Origin of the sequence: Streptomyces tuirus (genome assembly GCF_014701095.1) — a bacterium.
GTDB lineage: Bacteria > Actinomycetota > Actinomycetes > Streptomycetales > Streptomycetaceae > Streptomyces > Streptomyces tuirus.
In genome coordinates this window covers 2,787,709-2,810,199 of record NZ_AP023439.1, presented here as the reverse complement: position 1 = coordinate 2,810,199, position 22,491 = coordinate 2,787,709, and the positions used below count along the sequence as shown (strand labels likewise).

19 protein-coding genes and 1 tRNA gene are annotated in these 22,491 nt (G+C 71.8%); 9 read left to right on the top strand and 11 right to left on the bottom strand.

Annotated features, from left to right (window positions below; genetic code table 11):
- Positions 1–75 (bottom strand) — tRNA-Cys (locus IGS69_RS12935).
- Positions 76–298: 223 nt separating this feature from the next.
- On the opposite strand from IGS69_RS12935, the gene IGS69_RS34610 reads away from it, so the two are divergent.
- From IGS69_RS34610 to IGS69_RS12910, 4 genes are all read left to right on the top strand, one after another.
- Positions 299–2,164, top strand: coding sequence for an MFS transporter (locus tag IGS69_RS34610; RefSeq protein WP_232543501.1), 1,866 nt, complete (start codon positions 299–301; stop codon positions 2,162–2,164).
- Between the two features lie 208 nt (positions 2,165–2,372).
- Positions 2,373–4,172: a DEAD/DEAH box helicase gene (locus tag IGS69_RS12920; protein ID WP_190899341.1), complete on the top strand. Its 1,800-nt coding sequence runs from the start codon at positions 2,373–2,375 to the stop codon at positions 4,170–4,172.
- Positions 4,173–4,535: 363 nt separating this feature from the next.
- A complete protein-coding gene (locus tag IGS69_RS12915) occupies positions 4,536–5,177 on the top strand; it encodes an IclR family transcriptional regulator (RefSeq protein ID WP_190899339.1) in 642 nt (213 codons plus the stop codon).
- 75 nt (positions 5,178–5,252) lie between these two features.
- Positions 5,253–6,044 carry a S16 family serine protease gene (locus tag IGS69_RS12910; protein WP_190899337.1) on the top strand — a complete coding sequence of 264 codons (792 nt, stop codon included), beginning with the start codon at positions 5,253–5,255 and terminating at the stop codon, positions 6,042–6,044.
- Between the two features lie 12 nt (positions 6,045–6,056).
- On the opposite strand, the gene IGS69_RS12905 is transcribed toward IGS69_RS12910, so the two are convergent.
- The 7 genes from IGS69_RS12905 to IGS69_RS12875 are packed head-to-tail and all read right to left on the bottom strand — an operon-like array spanning position 6,057 to position 11,024.
- Positions 6,057–6,230 (bottom strand): hypothetical protein, encoded by a 174-nt coding sequence (locus tag IGS69_RS12905; protein WP_190899335.1) that lies wholly within the window; start codon positions 6,228–6,230, stop codon positions 6,057–6,059.
- Between the two features lie 10 nt (positions 6,231–6,240).
- A complete protein-coding gene (locus tag IGS69_RS12900) occupies positions 6,241–6,825 on the bottom strand; it encodes an ArsR/SmtB family transcription factor (protein ID WP_190899334.1) in 585 nt (194 codons plus the stop codon).
- Between the two features lie 47 nt (positions 6,826–6,872).
- Positions 6,873–7,835 (bottom strand): glycine betaine ABC transporter substrate-binding protein, encoded by a 963-nt coding sequence (locus tag IGS69_RS12895; protein WP_190899331.1) that lies wholly within the window; start codon positions 7,833–7,835, stop codon positions 6,873–6,875.
- Entirely contained in the window at positions 7,832–8,638 is an 807-nt protein-coding gene (locus IGS69_RS12890) for an ABC transporter permease (protein WP_190899329.1), read from the bottom strand. Before IGS69_RS12890 ends, IGS69_RS12895 begins: the two co-directional genes overlap by 4 nt.
- Positions 8,635–9,894 carry a betaine/proline/choline family ABC transporter ATP-binding protein gene (locus IGS69_RS12885; protein ID WP_190899327.1) on the bottom strand — a complete coding sequence of 420 codons (1,260 nt, stop codon included), beginning with the start codon at positions 9,892–9,894 and terminating at the stop codon, positions 8,635–8,637. Before IGS69_RS12885 ends, IGS69_RS12890 begins: the two co-directional genes overlap by 4 nt.
- Entirely contained in the window at positions 9,887–10,534 is a 648-nt protein-coding gene (locus IGS69_RS12880; RefSeq protein WP_190899325.1) for an ABC transporter permease, read from the bottom strand. Before IGS69_RS12880 ends, IGS69_RS12885 begins: the two co-directional genes overlap by 8 nt.
- Positions 10,535–10,553: 19 nt before the next feature.
- Positions 10,554–11,024: an Lrp/AsnC family transcriptional regulator gene (locus tag IGS69_RS12875; RefSeq protein WP_185014356.1), complete on the bottom strand. Its 471-nt coding sequence runs from the start codon at positions 11,022–11,024 to the stop codon at positions 10,554–10,556.
- Positions 11,025–11,147: 123 nt separating this feature from the next.
- Between IGS69_RS12875 and hppD the strand changes: the two genes are divergently transcribed.
- Entirely contained in the window at positions 11,148–12,293 is a 1,146-nt protein-coding gene (hppD, locus tag IGS69_RS12870; RefSeq protein ID WP_190899322.1) for a 4-hydroxyphenylpyruvate dioxygenase, read from the top strand.
- 748 nt (positions 12,294–13,041) lie between these two features.
- Here hppD and IGS69_RS12865 read toward each other — a convergent pair.
- Positions 13,042–14,466, bottom strand: coding sequence for a tetratricopeptide repeat protein (locus IGS69_RS12865; protein WP_190899320.1), 1,425 nt, complete (start codon positions 14,464–14,466; stop codon positions 13,042–13,044).
- A gap of 92 nt (positions 14,467–14,558) precedes the next feature.
- On the opposite strand from IGS69_RS12865, the gene IGS69_RS12860 reads away from it, so the two are divergent.
- Positions 14,559–15,974, top strand: a complete 1,416-nt coding sequence (locus IGS69_RS12860) for an FAD-binding oxidoreductase (RefSeq protein ID WP_190899319.1) — start codon at positions 14,559–14,561, stop codon at positions 15,972–15,974.
- Between the two features lie 11 nt (positions 15,975–15,985).
- On the opposite strand, the gene IGS69_RS12855 is transcribed toward IGS69_RS12860, so the two are convergent.
- The gene (locus IGS69_RS12855; RefSeq protein ID WP_190899316.1) at positions 15,986–16,396 is read right to left on the bottom strand and encodes an SsgA family sporulation/cell division regulator; all 411 of its coding nucleotides are present in this window, start codon (positions 16,394–16,396) and stop codon (positions 15,986–15,988) included.
- Between the two features lie 249 nt (positions 16,397–16,645).
- Between IGS69_RS12855 and IGS69_RS12850 the strand changes: the two genes are divergently transcribed.
- Together IGS69_RS12850 and IGS69_RS12845 are read left to right on the top strand one after the other, a co-directional pair.
- Positions 16,646–18,586, top strand: coding sequence for an RDD family protein (locus tag IGS69_RS12850; RefSeq protein WP_190899314.1), 1,941 nt, complete (start codon positions 16,646–16,648; stop codon positions 18,584–18,586).
- 109 nt (positions 18,587–18,695) lie between these two features.
- On the top strand, positions 18,696–19,391 hold the full coding sequence (locus tag IGS69_RS12845; protein ID WP_190899312.1) for an RDD family protein: 696 nt from the start codon (positions 18,696–18,698) through the stop codon (positions 19,389–19,391).
- A 33-nt stretch (positions 19,392–19,424) separates the two neighbouring features.
- Here IGS69_RS12845 and IGS69_RS12840 read toward each other — a convergent pair whose 3' ends face one another.
- Positions 19,425–19,697 carry a hypothetical protein gene (locus IGS69_RS12840; RefSeq protein ID WP_190899311.1) on the bottom strand — a complete coding sequence of 91 codons (273 nt, stop codon included), beginning with the start codon at positions 19,695–19,697 and terminating at the stop codon, positions 19,425–19,427.
- Between the two features lie 423 nt (positions 19,698–20,120).
- Here IGS69_RS12840 and IGS69_RS12835 point away from each other — a divergent pair, with 423 nt between their 5' ends.
- Entirely contained in the window at positions 20,121–22,469 is a 2,349-nt protein-coding gene (locus IGS69_RS12835) for an immune inhibitor A domain-containing protein (RefSeq protein WP_190899308.1), read from the top strand.
- Positions 22,470–22,491: the final 22 nt, after the last annotated feature.

Sequence of the window (22,491 nt, the reverse complement as noted above, 5' to 3'; positions counted from 1 at the left end):
TGGAGGCCGTGGCGGGATTTGAACCCGCGTAACTCGCTTTGCAGGCGAGCCCCTGAACCACTCGGGCACACGGCCGGGCGAGTGCGAACCGGGCGGCGTGCGGCCGTGGTCGGACTCGGTGTAGTGACCGTATGGCGGGGTGGGGTGGGGCTCAAGGGGATCGCGGGGGCTGCAACGTGACTGCCATACGCCGTTCATGAAGGGGGTGGCCGGGGAGAGGGGTGTACGACCAAGGTCCTAGAGGGGGACCGTCTTCGGACAGGGGTCAAAGTGGGGCTTGGACCTTACGCTGGCGGGCATGACCATCCCGAAGCAGCCGCGTGATGCCGATGTCGTGGAGGCCGCTGACCTGCCCTCCGTTGCCGAAGAGCGGCAAGCGGGCGTGTTGGGGGCGGCGTACCGGGCGTTGAGCGTCGGGATCGTCTCCGTCGTGCTGCTCATCGCCTTCGAGGCCACCGCCGTGGGGACGGCGATGCCCGTCGCCGCACGGGAACTCGACGGGGTGTCCCTCTACGCGTTCGCGTTCTCCGGGTACTTCACGACCAGTCTGTTCGGGATGGTGCTCTCCGGTCAGTGGTCGGACCGGCGCGGCCCCCTCGGCCCGTTGACGACGGGCATCGCCTCCTTCGGGGCGGGGCTGCTGTTGTCGGGGACCGCCGGCACGATGTGGGTGTTCATCCTGGGCCGGGCCGTGCAGGGGTTCGGCGGCGGGCTGGTGATCGTCGCGCTGTACGTCGTGGTCGGGCGGGCCTATCCGGAGCGGTTGCGGCCCGCCATCATGGCCGCGTTCGCCGCGAGCTGGGTGCTTCCGTCGATCGTCGGTCCGCTCGCCGCCGGCACGGTGACCGAGCAGTTGGGGTGGCGATGGGTGTTCGTGGGGATACCCGTGCTCGTCGTCTTCCCGCTCGCGCTCGCGCTGCCGCAGATACGGCGCCGGGCGTCCGGGCCGGCGCAGCACACCGCCGCCGGGCCCGCCACGGCGCCGAGTGCCGACCTCCCCGTCCCCGCGGAACGGACCGCCCTCGCCGACCGGCCCGTCACGCCGGGCCCCGCCGGGACGACCGACCGGTGTGTCACGTCGGACCCTGCCGGGACGACCGACCGGCCCGTTACGCCGGACCCTGCCGGGACGGCTGACCGGCCCGTTACGCCGGACCTCGCCGGGACGGCTGACCGGCCCGTTACGCCGGACCCCGCCGGGACGGCCGACCGGCCCGTCACGCCGGACCCTGCCGGGAGGACCGACCGGCCCGTCACGCCGGACCCTGCCGGGACGGCCGACCGGCCCGTTACGTCGGACCCCGCCCCGCCGACAGACCGGCCCGCCCCGCCGGCCGACCCGTCCGCCCCGCCCGCCCCGCCCGCCGAACCGAACGCCGCCTTCGACCGTCGGCGTATCCGGCTAGCCCTGGGTATCTCCCTCGGTGCCGGGCTGCTTCAGTACGCTGCCCAGGACCTGCGTCCGCTCTCGCTGCTGCCCGGCGTCGTCGGCGTGGCCCTGCTCGTGCCCGCCGTGCTCGGGCTGCTCCCACGCGGCACGTACCGGGCCGCGCGCGGACTGCCGTCGGTCGTGCTGCTGCGCGGCGTCGCCGCGGGGTCCTTCATCGCCGCGGAGTCGTTCGTGCCGCTGATGCTCGTCACGCAGCGCGGGCTCAGCCCGACGCTGGCCGGGTTCTCGCTCGCCGCGGGCGGGGGCACGTGGGCGCTGGGCTCGTGGGTGCAGTCGCGGTCGCGGATGGAGCCGTACCGGGAGCGGCTGACCACGCTCGGGATGCTGCTGGTCGCGGCGGCCGTCGCCGCCGCGCCGAGTGTGCTGATCGAGTCCGTGCCCGTCTGGACCCTGGCCGTCGCCTGGGCCTTCGGCTGCTTCGGGATGGGGCTCGTGATCTCTTCCACCAGCGTGCTCCTGCTCAAGCTCTCCGCCCCCGAGGAGGCCGGCAGCAACTCCGCCGCCCTGCAGATCTCCGACGGCCTCTCCAACGTCGTCCTGCTGTCCGCCGGCGGCGCCGCCTTCGCCGCGCTGGGCGGCGGCGCGGTGTCCCACACGGCCACCCACACCTCCGGCTCCCACCCGGCCGCCTTCACCGCCGTGTTCCTGCCGATGGCGGCGGTGGCCCTCGTCGGCGCCTGGGTGTCGACCCGGCTGAGGGAACACCGGCCGTAGACCGGCGGGCTGCGGGAACACCGGCCGTACACCGGCGGAGCGAGTCGCCGTGGCGCCCCGGAGGGCTGTGACGTCGGTCCCACCCACCGGTGACCCGGCCCGGTCCGCGCGTGGGGCGGCTCGGGGCGCCGGTAGGGTGGCCCGGTTGTCATACGTAGCCGAGCCGTCAGGCTCCCTCGCACGAGCCGCCCGACCCCCAACGGAGACCGTGACTACCACCGCCGGCACCAGTTCCGCCTCGCACCACCTGTCCCCGGCGTTCCCCGGCCGCGCCCCCTGGGGTACCGCAAGCAAGCTGCGAGCCTGGCAGCAGGGCGCGATGGAGAAGTACATCCAGGAGCAGCCGCGGGACTTCCTCGCGGTCGCCACCCCCGGCGCCGGCAAGACGACCTTCGCGCTGACGCTGGCCTCCTGGATGCTGCACCACCACGTCGTGCAGCAGGTGACCGTCGTCGCCCCGACCGAGCACTTGAAGAAGCAGTGGGCCGAGGCCGCGGCGCGGATAGGGATCAAGCTCGACCCGGAGTACAGCGCCGGGCCGCTCGGCCGGGAGTACCACGGCGTCGCCGTGACGTACGCCGGTGTCGGTGTCCGGCCCATGCTGCACCGCAACCGCGTGGAGCAGCGCAAGACGCTCGTCATCCTCGACGAGATCCACCACGCCGGTGACAGCAAGTCCTGGGGCGAGGCCTGCCTGGAGGCCTTCGAGCCCGCGACCCGGCGGCTGGCCCTGACCGGTACGCCCTTCCGGTCCGACACCAACCCCATCCCCTTCGTGACGTACGAGGAGGGGAACGACGGGATCCGGCGGTCCGCGGCCGACTACACCTACGGCTACGGCAACGCCCTCGCCGACAACGTCGTGCGGCCCGTCATCTTCCTCTCCTACAGCGGCAACATGCGCTGGCGCACCAAGGCCGGTGACGAGATCGCCGCCCGGCTCGGCGAGCCCATGACCAAGGACGCCATCAGCCAGGCCTGGCGGACCGCCCTCGACCCGCGCGGCGAGTGGATGCCCGCCGTGCTGCGCGCCGCCGACCAGCGGCTGACCGAGGTGCGGAAGGCCATCCCGGACGCGGGCGCCCTCGTCATCGCCGCGGACCAGGACTCCGCGCGCGCGTACGCCAAGCTGATCCGTGAGATCACCGGCAGCAAGGCCACGCTCGTGCTCTCCGACGACACCGGCGCCTCGAAGAACATCGACGACTTCAGTGCGAGCACCGACCGGTGGATGGTCGCGGTGCGGATGGTGTCCGAAGGTGTCGACGTGCCGCGGCTCGCGGTGGGCGTCTACGCCACCACCATCTCGACGCCCCTCTTCTTCGCCCAGGCCGTCGGGCGTTTCGTACGGTCGCGGCGGCGCGGCGAGACGGCCTCGGTGTTCCTGCCGACCGTGCCCGACCTGCTCACCTTCGCCAACGAGATGGAGCGCGAGCGCGACCACGTCCTCGACAAGCCCAAGAAGCAGGGCGAGGAGGACCCGTACGCCGAGTCCGAGAAGGAGATGGACGAGGCGAACCGGGAGCAGGACGAGGACACCGGCGAGCAGGAGCAGTTCTCCTTCGAGGCGCTGGAGTCCGACGCAGTCTTCGATCGGGTCATGTACAACGGCGCCGAGTTCGGCATGCAGGCCCACCCGGGCAGCGAGGAGGAGCAGGACTACCTCGGTATCCCGGGGCTGCTCGAACCCGACCAGGTGCAGCTGCTGCTGCAGAAGCGGCAGGCCCGGCAGATCGCGCACAGCCGCAAGAAGCCGGACGAGGAAGCCGACCTGCTCGAAATGCCCGCCGAGCGGCGGCCGGTGGTCTCCCACAAGGAGATGATGGAACTGCGGCGGCAGCTCAACACCATGGTCGGCGCGTACGTCCACCAGAGCGGCAAGCCGCACGGGGTGATCCACACGGAGCTGCGGCGGGTGTGCGGGGGGCCTCCGGCGGCGGAGGCGACGGCGGGGCAGCTGCGGCAGCGGATCACCAAGGTGCAGGAGTGGGCGACCCGGATGAAGTGAGCTCCTGTCGTCCATCGGCTGCGGCTTGTGCGTGGCCGGTCGCGCCCACGCGGCGGAGCCGTGTATTCGGCACGGCCTCGCGCCCCTGCCGGGGCGCCATACCGTCGCAAATTCGAGCAGTACACCCCGCTCCCTGCCCGGATTCTGGACGGAGCCTTCCGCTCAGCGAACCTGCTTCGCTACTGTCCCGCTACGCACACGCCCCGTGGCAGCGCCGCCGCGGAGCGCAGCCGTGAAGCGACGCGGCCCGGACTGGCCGGGCCGCCGACCGATCGGCGGCCTCTGAAGCGCGTTGCCGACGGGACTCGGTGACGCATCCGCCGACCGAGGGGCCGCCGACCTCACCACTAAGGAGTGGGCGTCGTGACCGCGGAGACCTCTCAGACGCTCGACCGGGGACTGCGTGTCCTCAAGCTGCTCGCCGACACGGACCACGGGCTGACCGTGACCGAACTGTCCGTCCGGCTGGGCGTGAACCGAACCGTCGTGTACCGGTTGCTCGCCACGCTGGAGCAGCATGCCCTCATACGCCGTGACCTCGGCGGACGTGCCCGCGTCGGGCTCGGGGTGCTGAGGCTGGGACGGCAGGTCCACCCGCTCGTACGGGAGGCCGCGATGCCGGCGCTGCGGTCACTGGCCGAGGACATCGGCGCGACGGCGCACCTGACCCTGGTCGACGGGGCGGACGCGCTGGCCGTGGCCGTCGTGGAGCCGACCTGGACGGACTATCACGTCGCCTACCGCGCCGGGTTCCGGCATCCCCTGGACCGGGGCGCCGCCGGCAAGGCGATCCTCGCGGCCCGGCAGCACCCGACGACCGACCCGGGCTACATGCTGACGCACGGCGAGCTGGAGGCGGGCGCCTGGGGAGCGGCGGCGCCGCTGCTGGGCGTGACGGGCGTCGAGGGCAGCGTCGGTGTGGTGATGCTGGCCGAGGCGGTACCGGAACGGGTGGGCCCACGGGTCGTCGACGCGGCCCGCGAGGTCGCGGAGGCGCTGCGCTGAGGGCCGACGGGCTCCCCGCGGGGCCCCGGACGCCCTGGTCCCGGCCGTGTCCTCCGCCCGCGTTAGATTGATCCCGTGTTCTCTCGCCTCACGCGCCCCCAGGCCATCGCCGTCTGCGCCCTGCCCGTCGTGGCCCTGCTCGCGACGGCGGTGCTGGCGCCGTTGCCGTTCTCGGTGGCGCAGCCCGGGCTGACGGCGAACGTGCTCGGCGAGAACAAGGGCACGCCGGTAATCACCATCTCGGGTGCGCCGGTCCGGGACACCCGGGGGGAGCTGCGGATGACCACCATCGAGGCGACCTCCCCGGACACCCGGGTCTCGCTCCCCGACGTCGTCGACAGCTGGTTCCGCACCGACCAGGCAGTCATGCCGCTGGACTCCGTCTACCCCAGCGGGGACAACGTCAAGGAGATCGAGCGGCACAACGAGGAGCAGATGAAGGAGTCCCAGGACGCGGCGACGCAGGCCGCGCTGGGGTACCTCGACCTCGACGACAAGGGCATCAAGGTCAGTCTGAAGCTCGCGGACGTGGGCGGGCCCAGCGCGGGGCTGCTCTTCTCCCTGGGGATCATCGACAAGCTCGAGGGCGACGGCACCGGCGGGGACCTCACCGGCGGCCGGGTCATCGCCGGTACGGGCACGATCGACGCGGCCGGCCGGGTCGGTGCGGTGGGAGGCGTCGCCCTCAAGACCCAGGCCGCCAAGCGGGACGGGGCGACGGTGTTCCTGGTGCCCAAGGCGGAGTGCGGCGACGCGCGCGCCGAGCTGCCGAAGGGCCTGCGGCTGATCCCGGTGACCACGCTGAAGAGCACGGTCGCTTCACTGGTGGCCCTGGAGACGGGGAAGGGCTCCGTCCCCAGCTGCTAGGCCGGACACCACCTAATGGGCGGGGACCGGATGCCTCGGCCGGATGGCGAGCTTCAGCCCGACTTCTATGAGGGTCCAGCCCAGCCGCGTACGGAGGTTGGGCCCGGGTGCGGGACGGGGTTCGGTCTCGGCGCGGAGTTCGGTGGCGCGGGCGTGGTGCAGGGCGAGGTGGATGTCCGGGTGCATGGCGAACCTCTCAGTCGGTTCGGATCGGAAAGGCGTGGGTCTGGATGCGGACCTGCTCGACACCGGAGTCATCGGCGGCAGCGCGGTCGCGGTAGGTGTCGACCAGCGCGTGCATCTTCTCGACGAGTTCCTGCGTCAGTTCGGGCGTGAGGCTCAGCGTCGAGCTGCTCATGTCCCAGGAGCGGGTCCATTCCTCGGGCCATGACGCGCGGTTGCCCAGCCAGGTCGACAGGGCCCGGGTCTGCGCGGTGGCGACCTCGTGCAGATACAGGTCCGCCGCTCCGCGCACCACCGGGTCCGAGTCGGTCAGCAGGGAGTCGTCGAAACGGATGCCGTGGTGGATCGCCTTCCACCAGCGTTCGCGGCCCTTGCCGTGCTCGGGAGCGTCCTCGACGAAGCCGTACTCCGCCAGTTGACGCAGGTGGTAGCTGGTGGCGCCGCTGGACTCGCCCAGTTTCTGGGCCAGTTGTGAGGCGGTTGCCGGGCCGCCGAAACGCAGGGCGTCCAGCAGCTGGATGCGCAGGGGGTGCGCCAGTCCCCGCAGGGATCGGGCGTCGAGTTGCCGTACTGGAGTGTTCTCGGGCTCGCTCACCATGCAAAGGTAGCGTTGCAAAGCATCCTTTGCAACGCCTTCTTTGTAACTCACTCCTTGACGAACCCCTCCTGCACCATCCAGTCCAGCGCCACCTGGTGGGGGTCCTCCCCGTCCACATCCACCTTCGCGTTCAGCGTCTGCGCGACGGAGTTGTTCAGCTTCGCCGTCACCGGGTTCAGGACCTCCGCGATCGCCGGCCACTCCTTCAGGGACTTCGCGTTGATCATCGGTGCGGCGTTGTAGTTGGGGAAGAACTTCTTGTCGTCCTCCATCACCACCAGGTTCATGGACTTGATCCGCCCGTCGGTGGTGAACACCTCCCCGTACGTGCAGTTGCCCTTGGCGGTCTGCGTGTAGATGATCCCGGTGTCCATCTGCGTGATGTTCCGCGCCGGCACGTTCATGCCGTAGGCCTTCTGCATGCCCGGCAGCCCGTCCGCGCGGTTCGCGAACTCGACCTCCACGCACAGCTTCACCGCCCCCGGGTCGGACTTCGCGAGCTTCGCCACGTCCGACATGGTCTTCGTGCCGTACTTCTTCGCGTTCTCCTGGTTCATCGCCAGCGCGTACGTGTTGTCGAGCTTCGACGGCGGCAGCCAGACCAGCCCGTTGCCCGCGTCCTCCTTCTTCACCGCCTCCCACTGCTCCTGCGGATCGGTGATCGGCTTGCTGTGCCCGAGATACGTGATCCAGGCCGTGCCCGTGTACTCGTACCCGGCGTCCGCGTCGCCCTTGCGGACCGCCTCGCGGCTGCCGATGGACCCCTGGATGCCGGTCCGGTCGATCACGTCCGCGCCGGCCGCCTCGAACGCGATGCCCATGATCGAGCCGAGGATCAGCTGCTCGGTGAACGACTTCGACGTCACCGTCAGATGCGCGCCCTTCAGCGGCTCACCCTGACCGATCGACCCCGGCTTCACGTCGTCGGTCAGGGGAGAGCCGCTGGTCAGCCCGCAGCCGGCCGCCGCCACCAGCAGGCCCGCCGCCGCCAGGCACCCACGCCGCCTCATGACTGCAACCCCCGTGGCCGCAGCAGCAGTTCGGCGAGCGAGGCCAGCCAGTCCACCAGCAGCGCCAGCACCACCGTGAGGACCGACCCCAGCACCAGCACCGGCATCCGCTGGTTGGTGATACCGGTCGTGATCAGCACGCCGAGCCCGCCGCCCCCGCCGAAGACCGCCAGGGTCGCCGTACCGACGTTCAGGACCAGGGCGGTGCGCACGCCCGCCAGGATCAGCGGGACCGCGAGGGGGAGTTCGACGCGGGTCAGCACGCCCGTCGGGGACATGCCGATGCCGCGGGCCGCCTCCAGCAGGGTCGGGTCGTTCGCCTTCAGACCCGTGATCGTGTTGGAGAGCACCGGCAGGATGGCGTAGATGATGATGCCGATCAGGGCGGCCCTGCGGCCGATGCCCAGCCAGATCACCAGGAGGGCGAGCAGGCCGATCGCCGGGGTCGCCTGACCCATGTTGGCGAACGCCATCGCCACCGGCGTGGCCCGGCTCATCACCCCGCGGGTCAGCAGGATGCCCAGCGGGATGGCGATGATCAGCACGAAGAACGTGGAGATCGCGGTCAACTGGATGTGCTGCCAGAGCGCCTTGGTGACCTGGCCGCCCGACAGGGCGTTGCGGGTGAGCGCGTCCAGGTCCGCCTGCTGGAACCAGAGCCAGGTGGCGAGCAGCACGGCGATCAGGGCGACCGGCAGGAACGTCAGCTTCTGCCAGGTGAGGCGGGACGGCCGGTGCACGGGTGGGGGCGCCTCGGCCTCCTCCGGAGGCTCGGACGTCTCCTCGACCTCCGTGGCCGTCACCGTTCTCCTCCCGGGCCGTTCCCGCCCGCCGGGCCTGAGGCCCCCTCCTGCTCCGCGTGCGTCTGCGAGGCCCGCAGCGACTCCAGCTCGTGCTGGTGCTCCATCGCGTCGAGCCGGTCGGCCTCCAGCAACTCGTGCACGGAGTTGATGAGCGTCTCCATGTCGACGACGCCCGTGTACTCGCCGCGCCGCCCGGTCACCACCACCCGCCCCGCGTTGTCGGTGAGCACCGCCTCCAGCGCGTCCCGCAGGGTGGCGTCCAGGCCGACCGTGGCCTGCACCAGGGTTCCGGCGCGGGCCAGTGAGCCCCGGGCCCGCATCAGTTCGCCGCGCCGCAGCCACTTGTAGGGGCGGTGGCGCCGGTCGAGCAGCAGGATCTCGTCGCGGCCGCTGGTCCGCAGCAGGTTGAAGATCTGCTGCAGCGGGTCGTCGACCGTGACCGTCGGATAGTCGGTGATCTCCACGTCCCGTACGCGGGTCAGGTTCAGCCGCTTCAGTGCGGCGCCGGCCCCGACGAACCCGGAGACGAAGTCGTCCGCCGGGTTGGTGAGGATCGCCTCGGGGGTGTCGAACTGTACGATCTGCGACCGCTCGCGCAGCACGGCGATCCGGTCGCCGATCTTGATCGCCTCGTCGAAGTCGTGGGTGACGAACACGATCGTCTTGTGCAGCTCGTACTGCAACCGGATCAGCTCGTCCTGGAGGTGGTCCCGGGTGATGGGGTCCACCGCCCCGAACGGCTCGTCCATCAGCAGCACCGGGGGATCGGCGGCCAGGGCCCGGGCCACCCCCACGCGCTGCTGCTGCCCGCCGGACAGCTGACGCGGGTAGCGGCCGCGGAACTCCCCGGGGTCCAGGCCCACGAGGTCGAGCAGCTCCTCGGTCCGCTCTTTGATCCGTGCCTTCGGCCAGCCGACCATCTTCGGGACGATCCCGATGTTCTGCGCGACCGTCATGTGCGGGAAGAGCCCGGCGGACTGGATGGCGTACCCCACCTTGCGGCGCAGCTTGACCGGGTCCATGTCGGTGACGTCCTCGCCGCCGATACGGATGCGGCCGCTGGTCGGCTCGATCAGGCGGTTGATCATCTTGAGCGTGGTCGACTTGCCGCAGCCGGAGGGGCCGACGAGGACGACGACCTCGCCCGCCTTGATCTCCATGCTCACGTTCTCCACGGCCGGCTGCGGATTCCCGGGGTAGCGCTTGGTCAGGTTCTCCAGCTCGATGGAGGCACCGTGGTTGCCGGTCTCAGGCACGGATCCCCCTGGGAATGGTCAGCCGTCCGATCAGGACGTACGCGGCGTCGAAGAGCAGGGCCAGGACGATGATGCCGAGCGTGCCCGCGAGGACCTGGTTGAGCGCGTTGGCGCTGCCCAGCGAGGCGAGGCCGCGGAAGATGACGTTGCCGAGACCGGGTCCCGAGGCGTAGGCCGCGATGGCCGCGATGCCCATCAGCATCTGGGTGGCGACCCGGATCCCGGTGAGGATCGGCGGCCAGGCCAGCGGCAGTTCGACCCGCAGCAGCCGGGCCGGGCGGGACATCCCGATGCCCGTGGCCGCGTCCACCAGGCTCGGGTCGACCCCGCGCAGCCCGACGATCGCGTTGCGCACCACCGGCAGCAGCCCGTACAGCGTCAGCGCGACCACCGTGGGCGGCACGCCGAGGCCGACGATGGGGATGAGCAGACCGATCAGGGCGAGCGCCGGCACGGTCAGGATCGTGGCGGTGGTGGTGGTCGCGAGGTTCCCGGCCCACTCGCTGCGGTAGCTGGCGACGGCGATCAGCACGCCGAGCACCGTCGCCACGACCATGCACTGGAAGACGGCGCTCGCATGCTGGTAGGCGTCCGTGAGCAGTTGCTGGTGCCGGTTGACCAGGTACTCCCAGAAGTTCACACGCGCTCACCCCTACACGTCAGGTCTCCTCCGCGGCCTGCTCCACGAGCGGGATGATCCGCAGCGGAACGGGGTTCTCCATGACGATCGCCGTCGAGGCCCGGACGATGCCATCAAAACCGACAACCCGGTCGATCACACGCTGGAGATCGGCGTTGGAGCGGGCCACGAGCCGGCACATCATGTCCCCGGTGCCGGTGGTGGTGTGCAGCTCCAGCACCTCCGGCACGGTCGCCAAGTGGGCCCGTACGTCCGGCCCTTGACCCTGCCGGATCTGCAGCGTGGCGAACGCCGTGACGGGGTAGCCGAGCGCGGCCGGATCCACCTCGGGACCGAATCCGCGGATGACTCCGTTCGACTGAAGCCGGTCCAGCCGCGCCTGCGCGGTGCCCCGGGCCACCCCGAGCCGCCGGGACATCTCCAGCACCCCGATCCGCGGCTCCCGGGCGAGCAGCAGGATGATCCGGCCGTCCAGACGATCGATCGCCACAGCAGCCTCCCGGCATGGTCATCCTGTACAGAAAGGCCGACGGTACGGCCGTATTGCTGAACAGATTGCCCAGCTGAAACAGAAACTATTGCGCACCTTGCGGGGCGGGGAGACCCTGCGGCTATGACGCAGACCACACACCACACTCCCGACACCGCCCGGCAGGCCGACCCCTTCCCGGTCAAGGGAATGGACGCGGTCGTCTTCGCCGTGGGCAACGCCAAGCAGGCGGCGCACTACTACTCCACCGCCTTCGGCATGAAGCTGGTCGCCTACTCCGGACCGGAGAACGGCAGCCGCGAGACCGCCGCGTACGTCCTGGAGAACGGCTCCGCCCGCTTCGTCCTCACCTCGGTCATCAAGCCCACCACCGACTGGGGCCACTTCCTCGCGAAGCACGTGGCCGAGCACGGCGACGGTGTCGTCGACCTCGCCATCGAGGTCCCGGACGCGCGCGCCGCCTACGCCTACGCCCTGGAGCACGGCGCCCGCTCGGTCGCCGAGCCGTACGAGCGGAAGGACGAGCACGGCACGGTCGTCCTGGCCGCCATCGCCACGTACGGCGAGACCCGCCACACCCTCGTCGAGCGCTCCGGCTACGACGGCCCGTACCTGCCCGGCTTCGTCGCGGCCCGGCCGATGGTCGAGCCGCCCGCGCAGCGCACCTTCCAGGCGATCGACCACTGCGTCGGCAACGTCGAGCTCGGCAAGATGAACGAGTGGGTCGGCTTCTACAACAAGGTCATGGGCTTCACGAACATGAAGGAGTTCGTGGGCGACGACATCGCCACCGAGTACAGCGCGCTGATGTCCAAGGTCGTCGCCGACGGCACGCTCAAGGTCAAGTTCCCGATCAACGAGCCGGCCATCGCCAAGAAGAAGTCCCAGATCGACGAGTACCTGGAGTTCTACGGCGGCGCGGGCGTGCAGCACATCGCGCTCAACACCAACGACATCGTGCAGACGGTGCGCACGATGCGCGCGGCCGGCGTCGAGTTCCTCAACACCCCCGACTCCTACTACGACACCCTGGGGGAGTGGGTCGGTGAGACCCGCGTCCCGATCGACACCCTGCGCGAACTGAAGATCCTCGCCGACCGCGACGAGGACGGCTACCTGCTGCAGATCTTCACCAAGCCGGTCCAGGACCGTCCGACGGTCTTCTTCGAGATCATCGAGCGCCACGGCTCGATGGGGTTCGGCAAGGGCAACTTCAAGGCCCTGTTCGAGGCGATCGAACGCGAGCAGGCCCGCCGCGGCAACCTGTAGCCGCCGGCGGTCGCGAGCCGGGCGGGTGTCACGGGGCACCCGCCCGCCCCCGCGACCACTGCACACCCACCGCCTGCGGCGCGACAACGAAGACACCCCGGCCCCGCCGCTCCCGCCCGGCGGGGTGCCCGCGCCCGGCGGCAGCCATCGCGTTTGCCCGAGAGGCCTGTGGCCTCAGGCCACGCGGCGGCCCGTGGCGGCGAGTGCGTCCCCCGCTGGGCGGCGGTTGTCGTGGTGTGCGGCATGGGTTGCCGGATTGCTGTACTCGTCCCGTGCGCGGGCGAGCCCGTGCCCTGCCGGGCGGTCGGCGGGGGTCTTTCCTACCCGTCCCTGACCCGGGCGCCGGGCCCGGCGGCGGCGCCTCGGGGTTCGGGCCTGGGCCCCGGCAGCAGGCGCGGCGACGCCGGCCGGCAGCCCACCGCCGTCTCTCGGCGGGGCGGGTCGGAGGGGGCTCCGGGCGGTCCCGGCGGCCCGGGAGTCCGGCCCGGCGGCGCCCCGTCGGCCCGCGCCCGCTGGCCCGCCGGGCCCTGTCGGCCGGGTGGGCCCGGCCCGCGCAGCGGCCGGCGTCGCACGGCCGGCGTCGCACGGCCGGCGTCGCACGGCCGGTGTCGCACCGCCGGGACGGGGAGCCGGGCCGGAGCGCCGCCGCCGCACCGCCGCCGCCCGCACTGCCGCCGCTCGCGCCGCCGCGGCCCGCGCTGCCGTCGCCCGGGTGGCGGTGCCCCGGCGTATGCCCGGCCGTAGCCGGCTACCCCGGCCCGCCGGCCATTTCGGGCACGCCTTCGTCCGGTGGCTCTCCCAGTGCCTCGAGTGCCGCCCGGGCCGCGGGTGTGTGCAGGGGGGAGAAGTGGGGGTTGATGCGCAGGGCCGCCGTCAGGTGGCGGCGGGCCGCGCCGTAGTGCTTCAGGGATCGCTCGATCATGCCCCGGTGGTACATGGACGCCGCGTCGAGCGCCCCGCCCCCGGGCTCGGGGGACGTCGCCCTCAGCGCGAAGCGCAGGGCCTCCTCCGGCTCCCCGGCCCGGTACAGGGCCCAGCCCAGCGCGTCGGCGACCCCCGTGCCCGGCTGGCGTTCCCACTGCGCGCGCAACCGCCGCACCGCCGCCTTCGGATCGCCGTGGTCGGCCTCGAAACGGCCCAGCACCAGCTCCTCGTCGGCCCCGGCCGCGGCAGCGCGCCGCACCCGCTCCCGCAGCAGGCCGTACCGCACCCGGGCCGCTTCCCGCTGGCCCAGCGACTCGTACAACTCGCCCAGCTCCAGCGCGTACTGCGGGCACGGCTGCCCGTCGAGGGCCGCGCGGTAGGCGTTCAGCGCCTCCGCCGTGCGGCCGAGGCCCGCCAGCGTCCGGCCCTGCCCGGCCCGCGCGGCCCACTGGTCGGGGTCGAGGCGGACCGCCTCCCGGAAGTGCCGCAGCGCGACGTCGAGGTCCCCGCGTTCGAAGGCCAGCTGCCCGGCCCGCTCCAGATAGGCGGCCCGCTCCGCGGGATCCCGCGCACCCGCCGCCGCGTCCGCCAGCGAGGCCGCCGCGTCCTCCCGCCAGCCCCGGTCCCGGTACACGGCCGCGGCCCGCGCCAGCACGGCGGGCCCGGAGCGCAGCCCGGTCAGCCGGTCCAGCGTCCGCTTGGCCGCCTTGTACTCGCCGAGCCCGGTGTAGGCGTCGATGAGCAGCGGATACGTCGTCCACCGCCGCGGCTCCAGCTTCAGCGCCGCCTCACCCCACCGGCGCGCCGCGGGGAAGTCCCGGCGGGCGTTCGCCAGCGCGGCAAGCCCCGCCAGGGCAGGCGTGTTGCGCTCCGGCCGCACCGACAGCGACGTCCGCAGCGCCTTCTCCGCCCGCGGGTAGTGCGCCGGGTCCGACAGGCGCCGCCCCCGCTCCACATAGGCGGCCCCGAGCACCGCCCAGGACGCCGCGTCCCGCGGGTGCGTCCGCACCGCCTCCCGCCGCTCCTCGATCAGCTCCGTCAGGCCGGGCAGCGCGGCCGGCACCCCGCTGCCGACCGCCTCCATGGCCAGGGCCCCCGGTGACGGCGTCGCGGGCCCGGCGGACCGCTCCCGCGGCAGCAGCACCAGCACCCCGCCCAGCACGGCACACCCGGCGACGGAGGCGATCAGCACCCGGCGGCGTCGCAGGCTTCTCTCCCGCCGCACCGGACCTTCCTGCTGGTTCTCCATGGCGCTCACTGTGCGTCAGTACGACGATCCCGCCCGGGCAGGCGAAGGGTGCCGCCGACGGGGTTCACACCGATGGCCCCGGGTGCGAACCTGTGATCATGAGCCGTATCGAAGCGCCCACCTCCGAGGACGCCGCAGCGACCGGCGACCTCGTGGACCTGCTGCTCAGTGGCCTCCCGGCCGAAGCGGTCCTCACCGACCCCGACGTCACGGTCTCCTACGCCAACGACATGGCGAGCTTCTGCCCGGCCGGCTCCCCGGCCGTCGTCGTACTGCCCCGCACGACCGAACAGGTCCAGCACGTGATGCGCACCGCCACCGCCCTGCGCGTCCCCGTCGTCCCGCAGGGGGCCCGCACCGGACTGTCCGGCGCCGCCAACGCCTCCGAGGGCTGCATCGTGCTGTCCCTGACCAAGATGGACCGGATCCTGGAGATCAACCCGGTCGACCGCATAGCCGTCTGCGAACCCGGCGTGATCAACGCCGCCCTGTCCCGGGCCGTCGGCGAGCACGGCCTGTACTACCCGCCGGACCCCTCCAGCTGGGAGATGTGCACCATCGGCGGCAACATCGGCACGGCCTCCGGCGGCCTGTGCTGCGTGAAGTACGGGGTCACCGCCGAGTACGTCCTCGGACTGGACGTGGTGCTCGCCGACGGGCGGCTGATGTCCACCGGCCGCCGCACCGCCAAGGGCGTCGCCGGCTACGACCTGACCCGGCTGTTCGTCGGCTCCGAGGGCTCGCTCGGCATCGTCGTACGGGCCGTCCTCGGGCTGCGCCCCAAGCCGCCCGAACAGCTGGTGCTGGCCGCCGAGTTCGCCTCCGCCGCCGCGGCCTGCGACGCCGTCTGCCGGATCATGGAGGGCGGCCACGTGCCGTCACTCCTCGAACTCATGGACCGTACGACGGTCAAGGCCGTGAACGACATGGCGCAGATGGGCCTCCCCGAGAGCACCGAGGCACTGCTCCTGGCCGCGTTCGACACCACCGCGCCCGCCGCCGACCTCGCCGCCGTCGGCGCCCTGTGCGAGGCGGCCGGGGCCACCCAGGTCGTCCCCGCCGACGACGTGGCGGAATCCGAACTGCTCCTCCAGGCACGGCGGTTGTCGCTCACCGCGCTGGAGGCGGTCAAGGGTGTGACGATGATCGACGACGTGTGCGTGCCCCGCTCCCGGCTCGCCGAGATGCTCGAAGGGGTCGACCGGATCGCCGAGAAGTACCAGCTCACCATCGGTGTCGTCGCCCACGCGGGCGACGGCAACACCCACCCGACGGTCTGTTTCGACCCGGCGGACCCCGACGAGTCCCGGCGCGCCCGCGAGTCCTTCGACGAGATCATGGCCCTCGGCCTGGAACTCGGCGGCACCATCACCGGCGAGCACGGCGTCGGCGTCCTGAAGAAGGAGTGGCTGGCGCGCGAGATCGGCCCCGTGGGCATGGAGATGCAGCGGGCCGTCAAGCAGGCCTTCGACCCGCTGGACATCCTGAACCCGGGCAAGCTCTTCTGAGCCAAGGGCCCTCACTGGGCGAACAACTGGGCCAGTTCGCCGTCGAGGCCCAGCTGTTCGCCCTCCGTCCCCGGCGGCACCACCCGCAGCGTCCGCTCCAGCCAGGCCGACACCGCCGCCGCCGGGGCCTCCAGCAGCGCGTCCCCGTCGGGTGAGCTCAGCGCCATCAGCACCACGCTGCGCCCCTCGGTCTTCGTCGGCCACACGCGGACGTCCCCCTGCCCGCACGGCCGGAACACGCCCTCCACCAGCAGCTCCCGGGCGAACGTCCAGTACACGGGGTGCTCGGTGTCGACGTGGAAGGTGACGTGGACGGCGTAGGGGTCGTCGGTGAGGTACCCGAGCCGGGCCGGCACCGGGATCCTGCGCTCCGGCGACAGGACGAGTTTCAGCTCCAGTTCCCGCTCCACCACGGTGTGCATGGCGGTGTTCCCTTCTCCAGACGGCTGCCCGCGAGGGCCGGTCGGAAGGAGAGAGCGGGCCACGGCCACGGCATTACGCGGCTTGCCGGAAGTTTTTTCGCAGGGGACCCGTCGGAGCGGCGCGGAGCGGTGCGTAGCACATCGGTGCTCGAAAGGGGTGGGTCCGGTGGGAGCGGCGGTGGGGCCCCCGCTCGTCTGATAGATGTGGAGGCCCCCATTTGGCCCTCGAGCAGATACGGGACGACGGACATGAGTGCCCCAACCCCGGCCCCCGGTGACGACAGGCCCCGCGAAGGGTACTACCCGGACCCGTCCATTCCTGGATATGTCCGGTACTGGAACGGCGCATCCTGGGTGCCGGGCACCAGCCGTCCGGCGCCCAAGGACGGCGAGTCGCTCGCGCCGCCGCCCGGAGCGGGGGCGGCGGGGCAGTCCGGCGCCGCCGCATCGGTCGAGGAGACCGGCCCGCACTTCTTCGACGAGGACCCCGTCGAGGAGCCGTCCGCCGCCGACGCGCAGCACGGCAGCCGTCCCGAACCGGCCTCCGCCTGGGGCGCGGACCGCTCCCGCCAGTCCGGCTTCGGCGGCGACAAGGACCGCCGGGTCTCCTGGGGCGCGCCGCAGGGGGCGCAGGCCGCGGCCCCGCAGGGTGCGCAGAGCGGCGACCCGAGGGTGGCGCCCGCCGGCCGGCGGTCCGAGGGTGAGTCCGCCCGTACCGACGGCACGGCGAACAGCGCGTCGGCCGGCCAGGAGGCGAACGCCGCGGCGGGGGGCACGTTCGTGTTCCGCCGTCCGACGGGGCAGGCCGGAGCAGGGGCCGCGGCCGACGCTCCCGACGACGGCACGATGACGTTCCGCGCGGTGTCCCCGCGCACGGGCCCGGGCGGCGGCGGTTCGAAACCGGCCGGGGGACAGGACGTTCCGGGCCGCGGGGCGGCGGGCCCGGGCGGCAATTCCGTTGGCTCCGGCGGGAACGCCGGCGGGTCCGGCTTCGGGCCGGCGGGCTCGAGCCGCTCGGGCAGCGGTCCGGCGGCCTCCGGTTTCGGCGCGCAGGGCGGGCAAGGCGTGCAGGGCGCGCAAGGCGGGCAAGGCGTGCAGGGCGCGCAAGGTCTTCAGGGCATGCAGGGCCCGCAGGGCGGTCAAGGTGCTCAAGCCGGGGCCGCGGGCGCCGGTTTCGGACCGGCGGGGTCCGGCGGCGACCCGGCGGCGTCCCCGTTCGGCGGGCAAGGCGGTGCGGCCGGTTCCGGCTTCGGGCCGGCCGGCTCGGGCAGTGGGGCGGCGGCGTCCGCCTTCGGCCCCGCCGGGTCAGGACCCGCCTTCGGCCCGCAGGCCGGGCCGGCCGGTTCGGCGAGCGGCTCCGCGGGGCCCGGCTTCGGCGCGGGTAAGGCGGCCGCCGCCCGGGCCTCCGCCGCACAGGCGGGAGCCGGGAGCACCGCCGCGCCGGCCTCCGGCGCCGCCCCGAGCGCGTTGTCCCGCCCCCAGGCGGCTCCCACCGTCCCTCCGCAGTCCGCGGGCCCCGGCAGCGCCCAGCCGGGTGCCGCCGCCTCCTCCGGCGCTCCCCTCAGCGCGGGCCCGGGCGGCGGTCAGTCCTCCTGGGCGCAGCAGGTGCACCGGCTCGCCGGAGCCGGTGGAGGTGACGAGCAGCCCGTAGCGCCCTGGAAGCCGCCGGTCGAGGACGTGTTCCAGGCGGCCGCCCGGCGCCAGGCCGAGGCCCGCCCCGCGGGACTGGGCAAGCGGCTGGCCGCCCGGCTGCTGGACACCGTCGTCCTGGCCGCCCTCACCGCCGCGGCCGCCGTGCCGCTCGGCACCAAGGCGATCGACCACGTCAACGAGAAGATCGACGCGGCCAGGCTCTCCGGCGAGACCGTCACGGTCTGGCTGCTCGACGGTACGACCTCGATCCACCTCGGCATCATCCTGGCCGTCCTGCTGCTCGCCGGGGTCGTGTGCGAGGTGCTGCCCACCGCCAAGTGGGGCCGCACCCTCGGCAAGAAGCTGATGGGCCTGGAAGTGCGGGACATCGAGGCCCACGACTCACCGGAGTTCGGCGCGGCCCTGCGCCGCTGGCTCGTGTACAGCGTGCCCGGTCTCCTCGTGGTCGGGATCGTCGGCGTCGCCTGGTGCCTCTTCGACCGGCCGTGGCGCCAGTGCTGGCACGACAAGGCGGCCCACACCTTCGTGGCGGGCTGAGCGGACTAAGAGGACTGAGCGAGCGGGCTGCGCCCGCTGAGCGGACTCAGCTCCCTCGGACGGCTGTCCGCCGGATGCGGAGCCGGGGGGTTCGCGGTCGACTCGGGCCATGAGCAGTGAACCGCCCCCCGGCTCCGGTCAGCAGCCCCCCGACGACGACCCGTTCCGGAAGCGACCCCCGGACGAGCCGCCCGCCGAGGGCACGGGCCCGCCCTCCGGCAGCGAGCCCCCGCCGTACGGGGGCGGCGGCGCGGGTGGTCCCGGCGGCCCGGGCGGTCCGGGCGAGGGCTTCGGAGGCGGTCCCTACGGCGGTGCCCCGTACGGCGGCGGTCCCCACCCCGCCGACCCCCTCGCCGGCATGCCCCCGCTCGGCGACAGCGTCATGCGCACGCTCGCGCGCATCATCGACATGATCCTGGTGGGTGCCGTCGTCTGGCTGATCACCTGGGGCTTCGGTGTCAACGAGTACGACGTGGACAGCGACCGCATCGAGATCAGCAAGTCGTTCTGGCAGTCGGCGGTCGCCGCCGTCCTCTACATCGCCTACGACACCGTCCTGATCGCGCGCACCGGCCAGACCCTCGGCAAGAAGCTGCTGCGCATGCGGGTGGCCAACCTGGACAACGGGGCGACACCCTCCGTGCAGAACGCGCTGGCGCGCGCCGCGGTGCTGTGGATCCCGTTCGCCTTCTGCTGCGCCTGTGTCTGGACCGCGATCTGCGGCGGCTGGAGCTACTTCGACCGGCCCTACAAGCAGGGCCTGCACGACAAGGCGGCCAAAACGGTCGTGGTCAGCACGAAGTGAGGCGCCGCAGAACGACTGGAGGCCGACGGGCGGTCAGGAGGCCGCCCGTTCGCGTACCGGCTCGGGGGCCGGCGCCGGGACCGAGGCCCGCAGCGGCTCCTGGGGCGCGGGCTGCTCCACCGCGGCCGGGCGCTTCCCGGGCAGCGGCACCGTCATGGCGACCAGCAGTCCGAGGGCGAGCGCCGCGACGCAGATGACCACGATCCCCGGACCCGAACTCGTCTGAGACAGCAGCAGCATGGCGAGGGTCGAGAAGATCACGGTGCACGAACCGTAGGCGAGCTGTGCGGCAGTCGGACGGGGCATGGCCATCATGTCCTCGAAGGTGGGGGTCCACGGCGGTGTCGGCCTGGCTTTACGCCGGCTTCCGGGCGTTCCGCCATCCGACATTCTCACCGGCAGGGTGCCCGACCGGAACCGGTGGTAAGCGTGACCTAACCAACAAGGGCGGTGCACAGGGGGCGCACGGAGTCATGACGTCCACCTAGTGGACATATGCACGCGCCCGCGCGGGCGGCGGGGAGGGCCAGGGGGGCCACCGTTTCGCTGTCCGCAAAACGAACGTTGCCTCCGCATAGTGCACTTGACTTGTCCAAGTCAAGGTCTGTCTTTTCTTCTAAACCTCTAGTCAAATGTGGTCACTTGACTACACGCGTTGATCACGCGCGCGCGGATTTCCATGACCGGGACCCTGCCTGCCGCGCGCCCGAACGCGGGGGAGGATCTCAAGTGACCAGTAGACCCTGGACGTTCAGAGCGGCCGCCATAAGCGTGGCGCTCGCGGCGGCCACCGCCACCGCATCGACGTACGCGGTGGCCGACGACGCCTCGGCCCCCCGGTCCACCACCGTGGACCGGCATGACCCGGCGGATCGTCACCACGACGAGCACGACCTCGAAGGCCCGCTGAGCAAGACGCAGGACGCTCAGCGCCAGGAAGCCCTGAAGCAGGTCATATCGGGCAAGAGCAAGGTCAAGAACCGCGAGGGCTCGAAGGTCGTCCAGCTCAAGAGCAAGAAGGGCGACGACAAGTACGTCGAGCTCGGCCGCGAGAAGACCGACAAGATCTTCACGATCCTCGTCGAGTTCGGCGACAAGGTCGACAGCCGCTACGGCGGCACCCCCGGCCCGCTGCACAACACCATAGCCAAGCCGGACCGCAAGAAGGACAACTCCACGGCGTGGAGGGCCGACTACGACCAGGAGTACTTCCAGGACCTGTACTTCGGTCACGGCAAGGGCGTCGACTCGGTCAAGACGTACTACGAGAAGCAGTCCTCGGGCCGCTACTCGGTCGACGGCGAGGTCTCCGACTGGGTCAAGGTCCCCTACAACGAGGCCCGTTACGGCAACAACGCCTGCGGTGACACCAACTGTTCCAGCGTGTGGAACGTCGTCAGCGACGGTCTGAACGCCTGGGTCGCGCAGCAGAAGGCGGCCGGCCGCACCGACGCGCAGATCAAGGCCGACGTGGCCCGGTTCGACGAGTGGGACCGCTACGACTTCGACGGCGACGGCGACTTCAACGAGCCCGACGGCTACATCGACCACTTCCAGATCGTGCACGCCGGCGAGGACGAGTCCGCGGGCGGCGGCGCCCAGGGCACCGACGCGATCTGGGCCCACCGCTGGTACGCCTTCGGCACCGACGCCGGCGCCAGCGGCCCCGAGCAGAACAAGCTCGGCGGCGCGCAGATCGGCTCCACCGGCATCTGGGTCGGCGACTACACCGTCCAGCCCGAGAACGGCGGACTCGGCGTCTACGCCCACGAGTACGGCCACGACCTCGGTCTGCCGGACCACTACGACACCGCGGGCGGCGAGAACTCCACCGGCTTCTGGACGCTGATGTCGTCCGGTTCCTGGCTCGGCACCGGCAAGAACGAGATCGGCGACCTGCCCGGCGACATGACCGCCTGGGACAAGATGCAGCTGGGCTGGCTGAACTTCGACAAGGCCAAGGCCGGCGTCAGCTCCTGGCACAAGCTGGGCCTCGCCGAGTACAACACCAAGCACAAGCAGGCCCTGGTCGTCGACCTCCCCAAGAAGGCGGTCACCACCGAGGTCGTCACCCCCGCCGAGGGCAAGACCCAGTGGTGGAGCGGCAGCGGTGACAGCCTCAAGAACACCCTGACGCGTGTCGTCGACCTGACGGGCAAGTCGAAGGCGCAGCTGACCCTCGACGGCTGGTACGACATCGAGGCCAACTACGACTTCCTCTACACCGAGGTCTCGACCGACGGCGGCGCCAACTGGACCGCTGTGGACGGCACGGTGGACGGCCAGCCGATCCAGCGCGACGCCAGCGACAAGCCGGTCCTGACCGGCACGGTCGACGGCTACAAGAAGCTCGCCTTCCCGCTCGACGCCTACGCCGGCAAGAAGATCGACCTGCGCTTCCGCTACCAGACCGACGGCGGCGTGGCCCTGAAGGGCTTCGCGGCCGACGCGATCACGGTGACGGCCGACGGCGCCCCCGTCTTCTCCGACAACGCCGAGACCGCGGACGACGCGTGGAAGGCCACCGGCTTCTCCCGCATCGGCGCGTCCTTCACCAAGGACTACGCGCAGTACTACATCGCCGAGAACCGGCAGTACGTGTCCTACGACAAGACGCTGAAGACCGGCCCGTACAACTTCGGCTTCACGGCGCGCCCGGACTGGGTGGAGCACTACGCGTACCAGAACGGCCTGTTGATCTGGAAGTGGGACACCTCCCAGGTCGACAACAACACCAGTCGGCACAAGGGCACCGGTCTGGTCCTGCCGATCGACTCGCACCCGGACGCGCTGAAGTGGGCCGACGGCACCCTGATGCGCAACCGCATCCAGGCCTACGACTCGCCGTTCAGCCTCTACCGCACCGACGGCATGACGCTGCACAAGGCGGACGTGGCGAAGTACATCCCGGGCTCGAAGGGCGTCTCGGTCTTCAACGACCGGAAGAACGACTACTACGACGAGTCGAACCCGACCGCGGGTGTCAAGATCACTGACACCAACACGAAGATCAAGATCCTCAAGGAAGCCAAGGACGGCTCGACGATCGAGCTGGAGGTCGGCGCCGCGGGTAGGTAATCCGCATCCTTGCAGGTCAGAA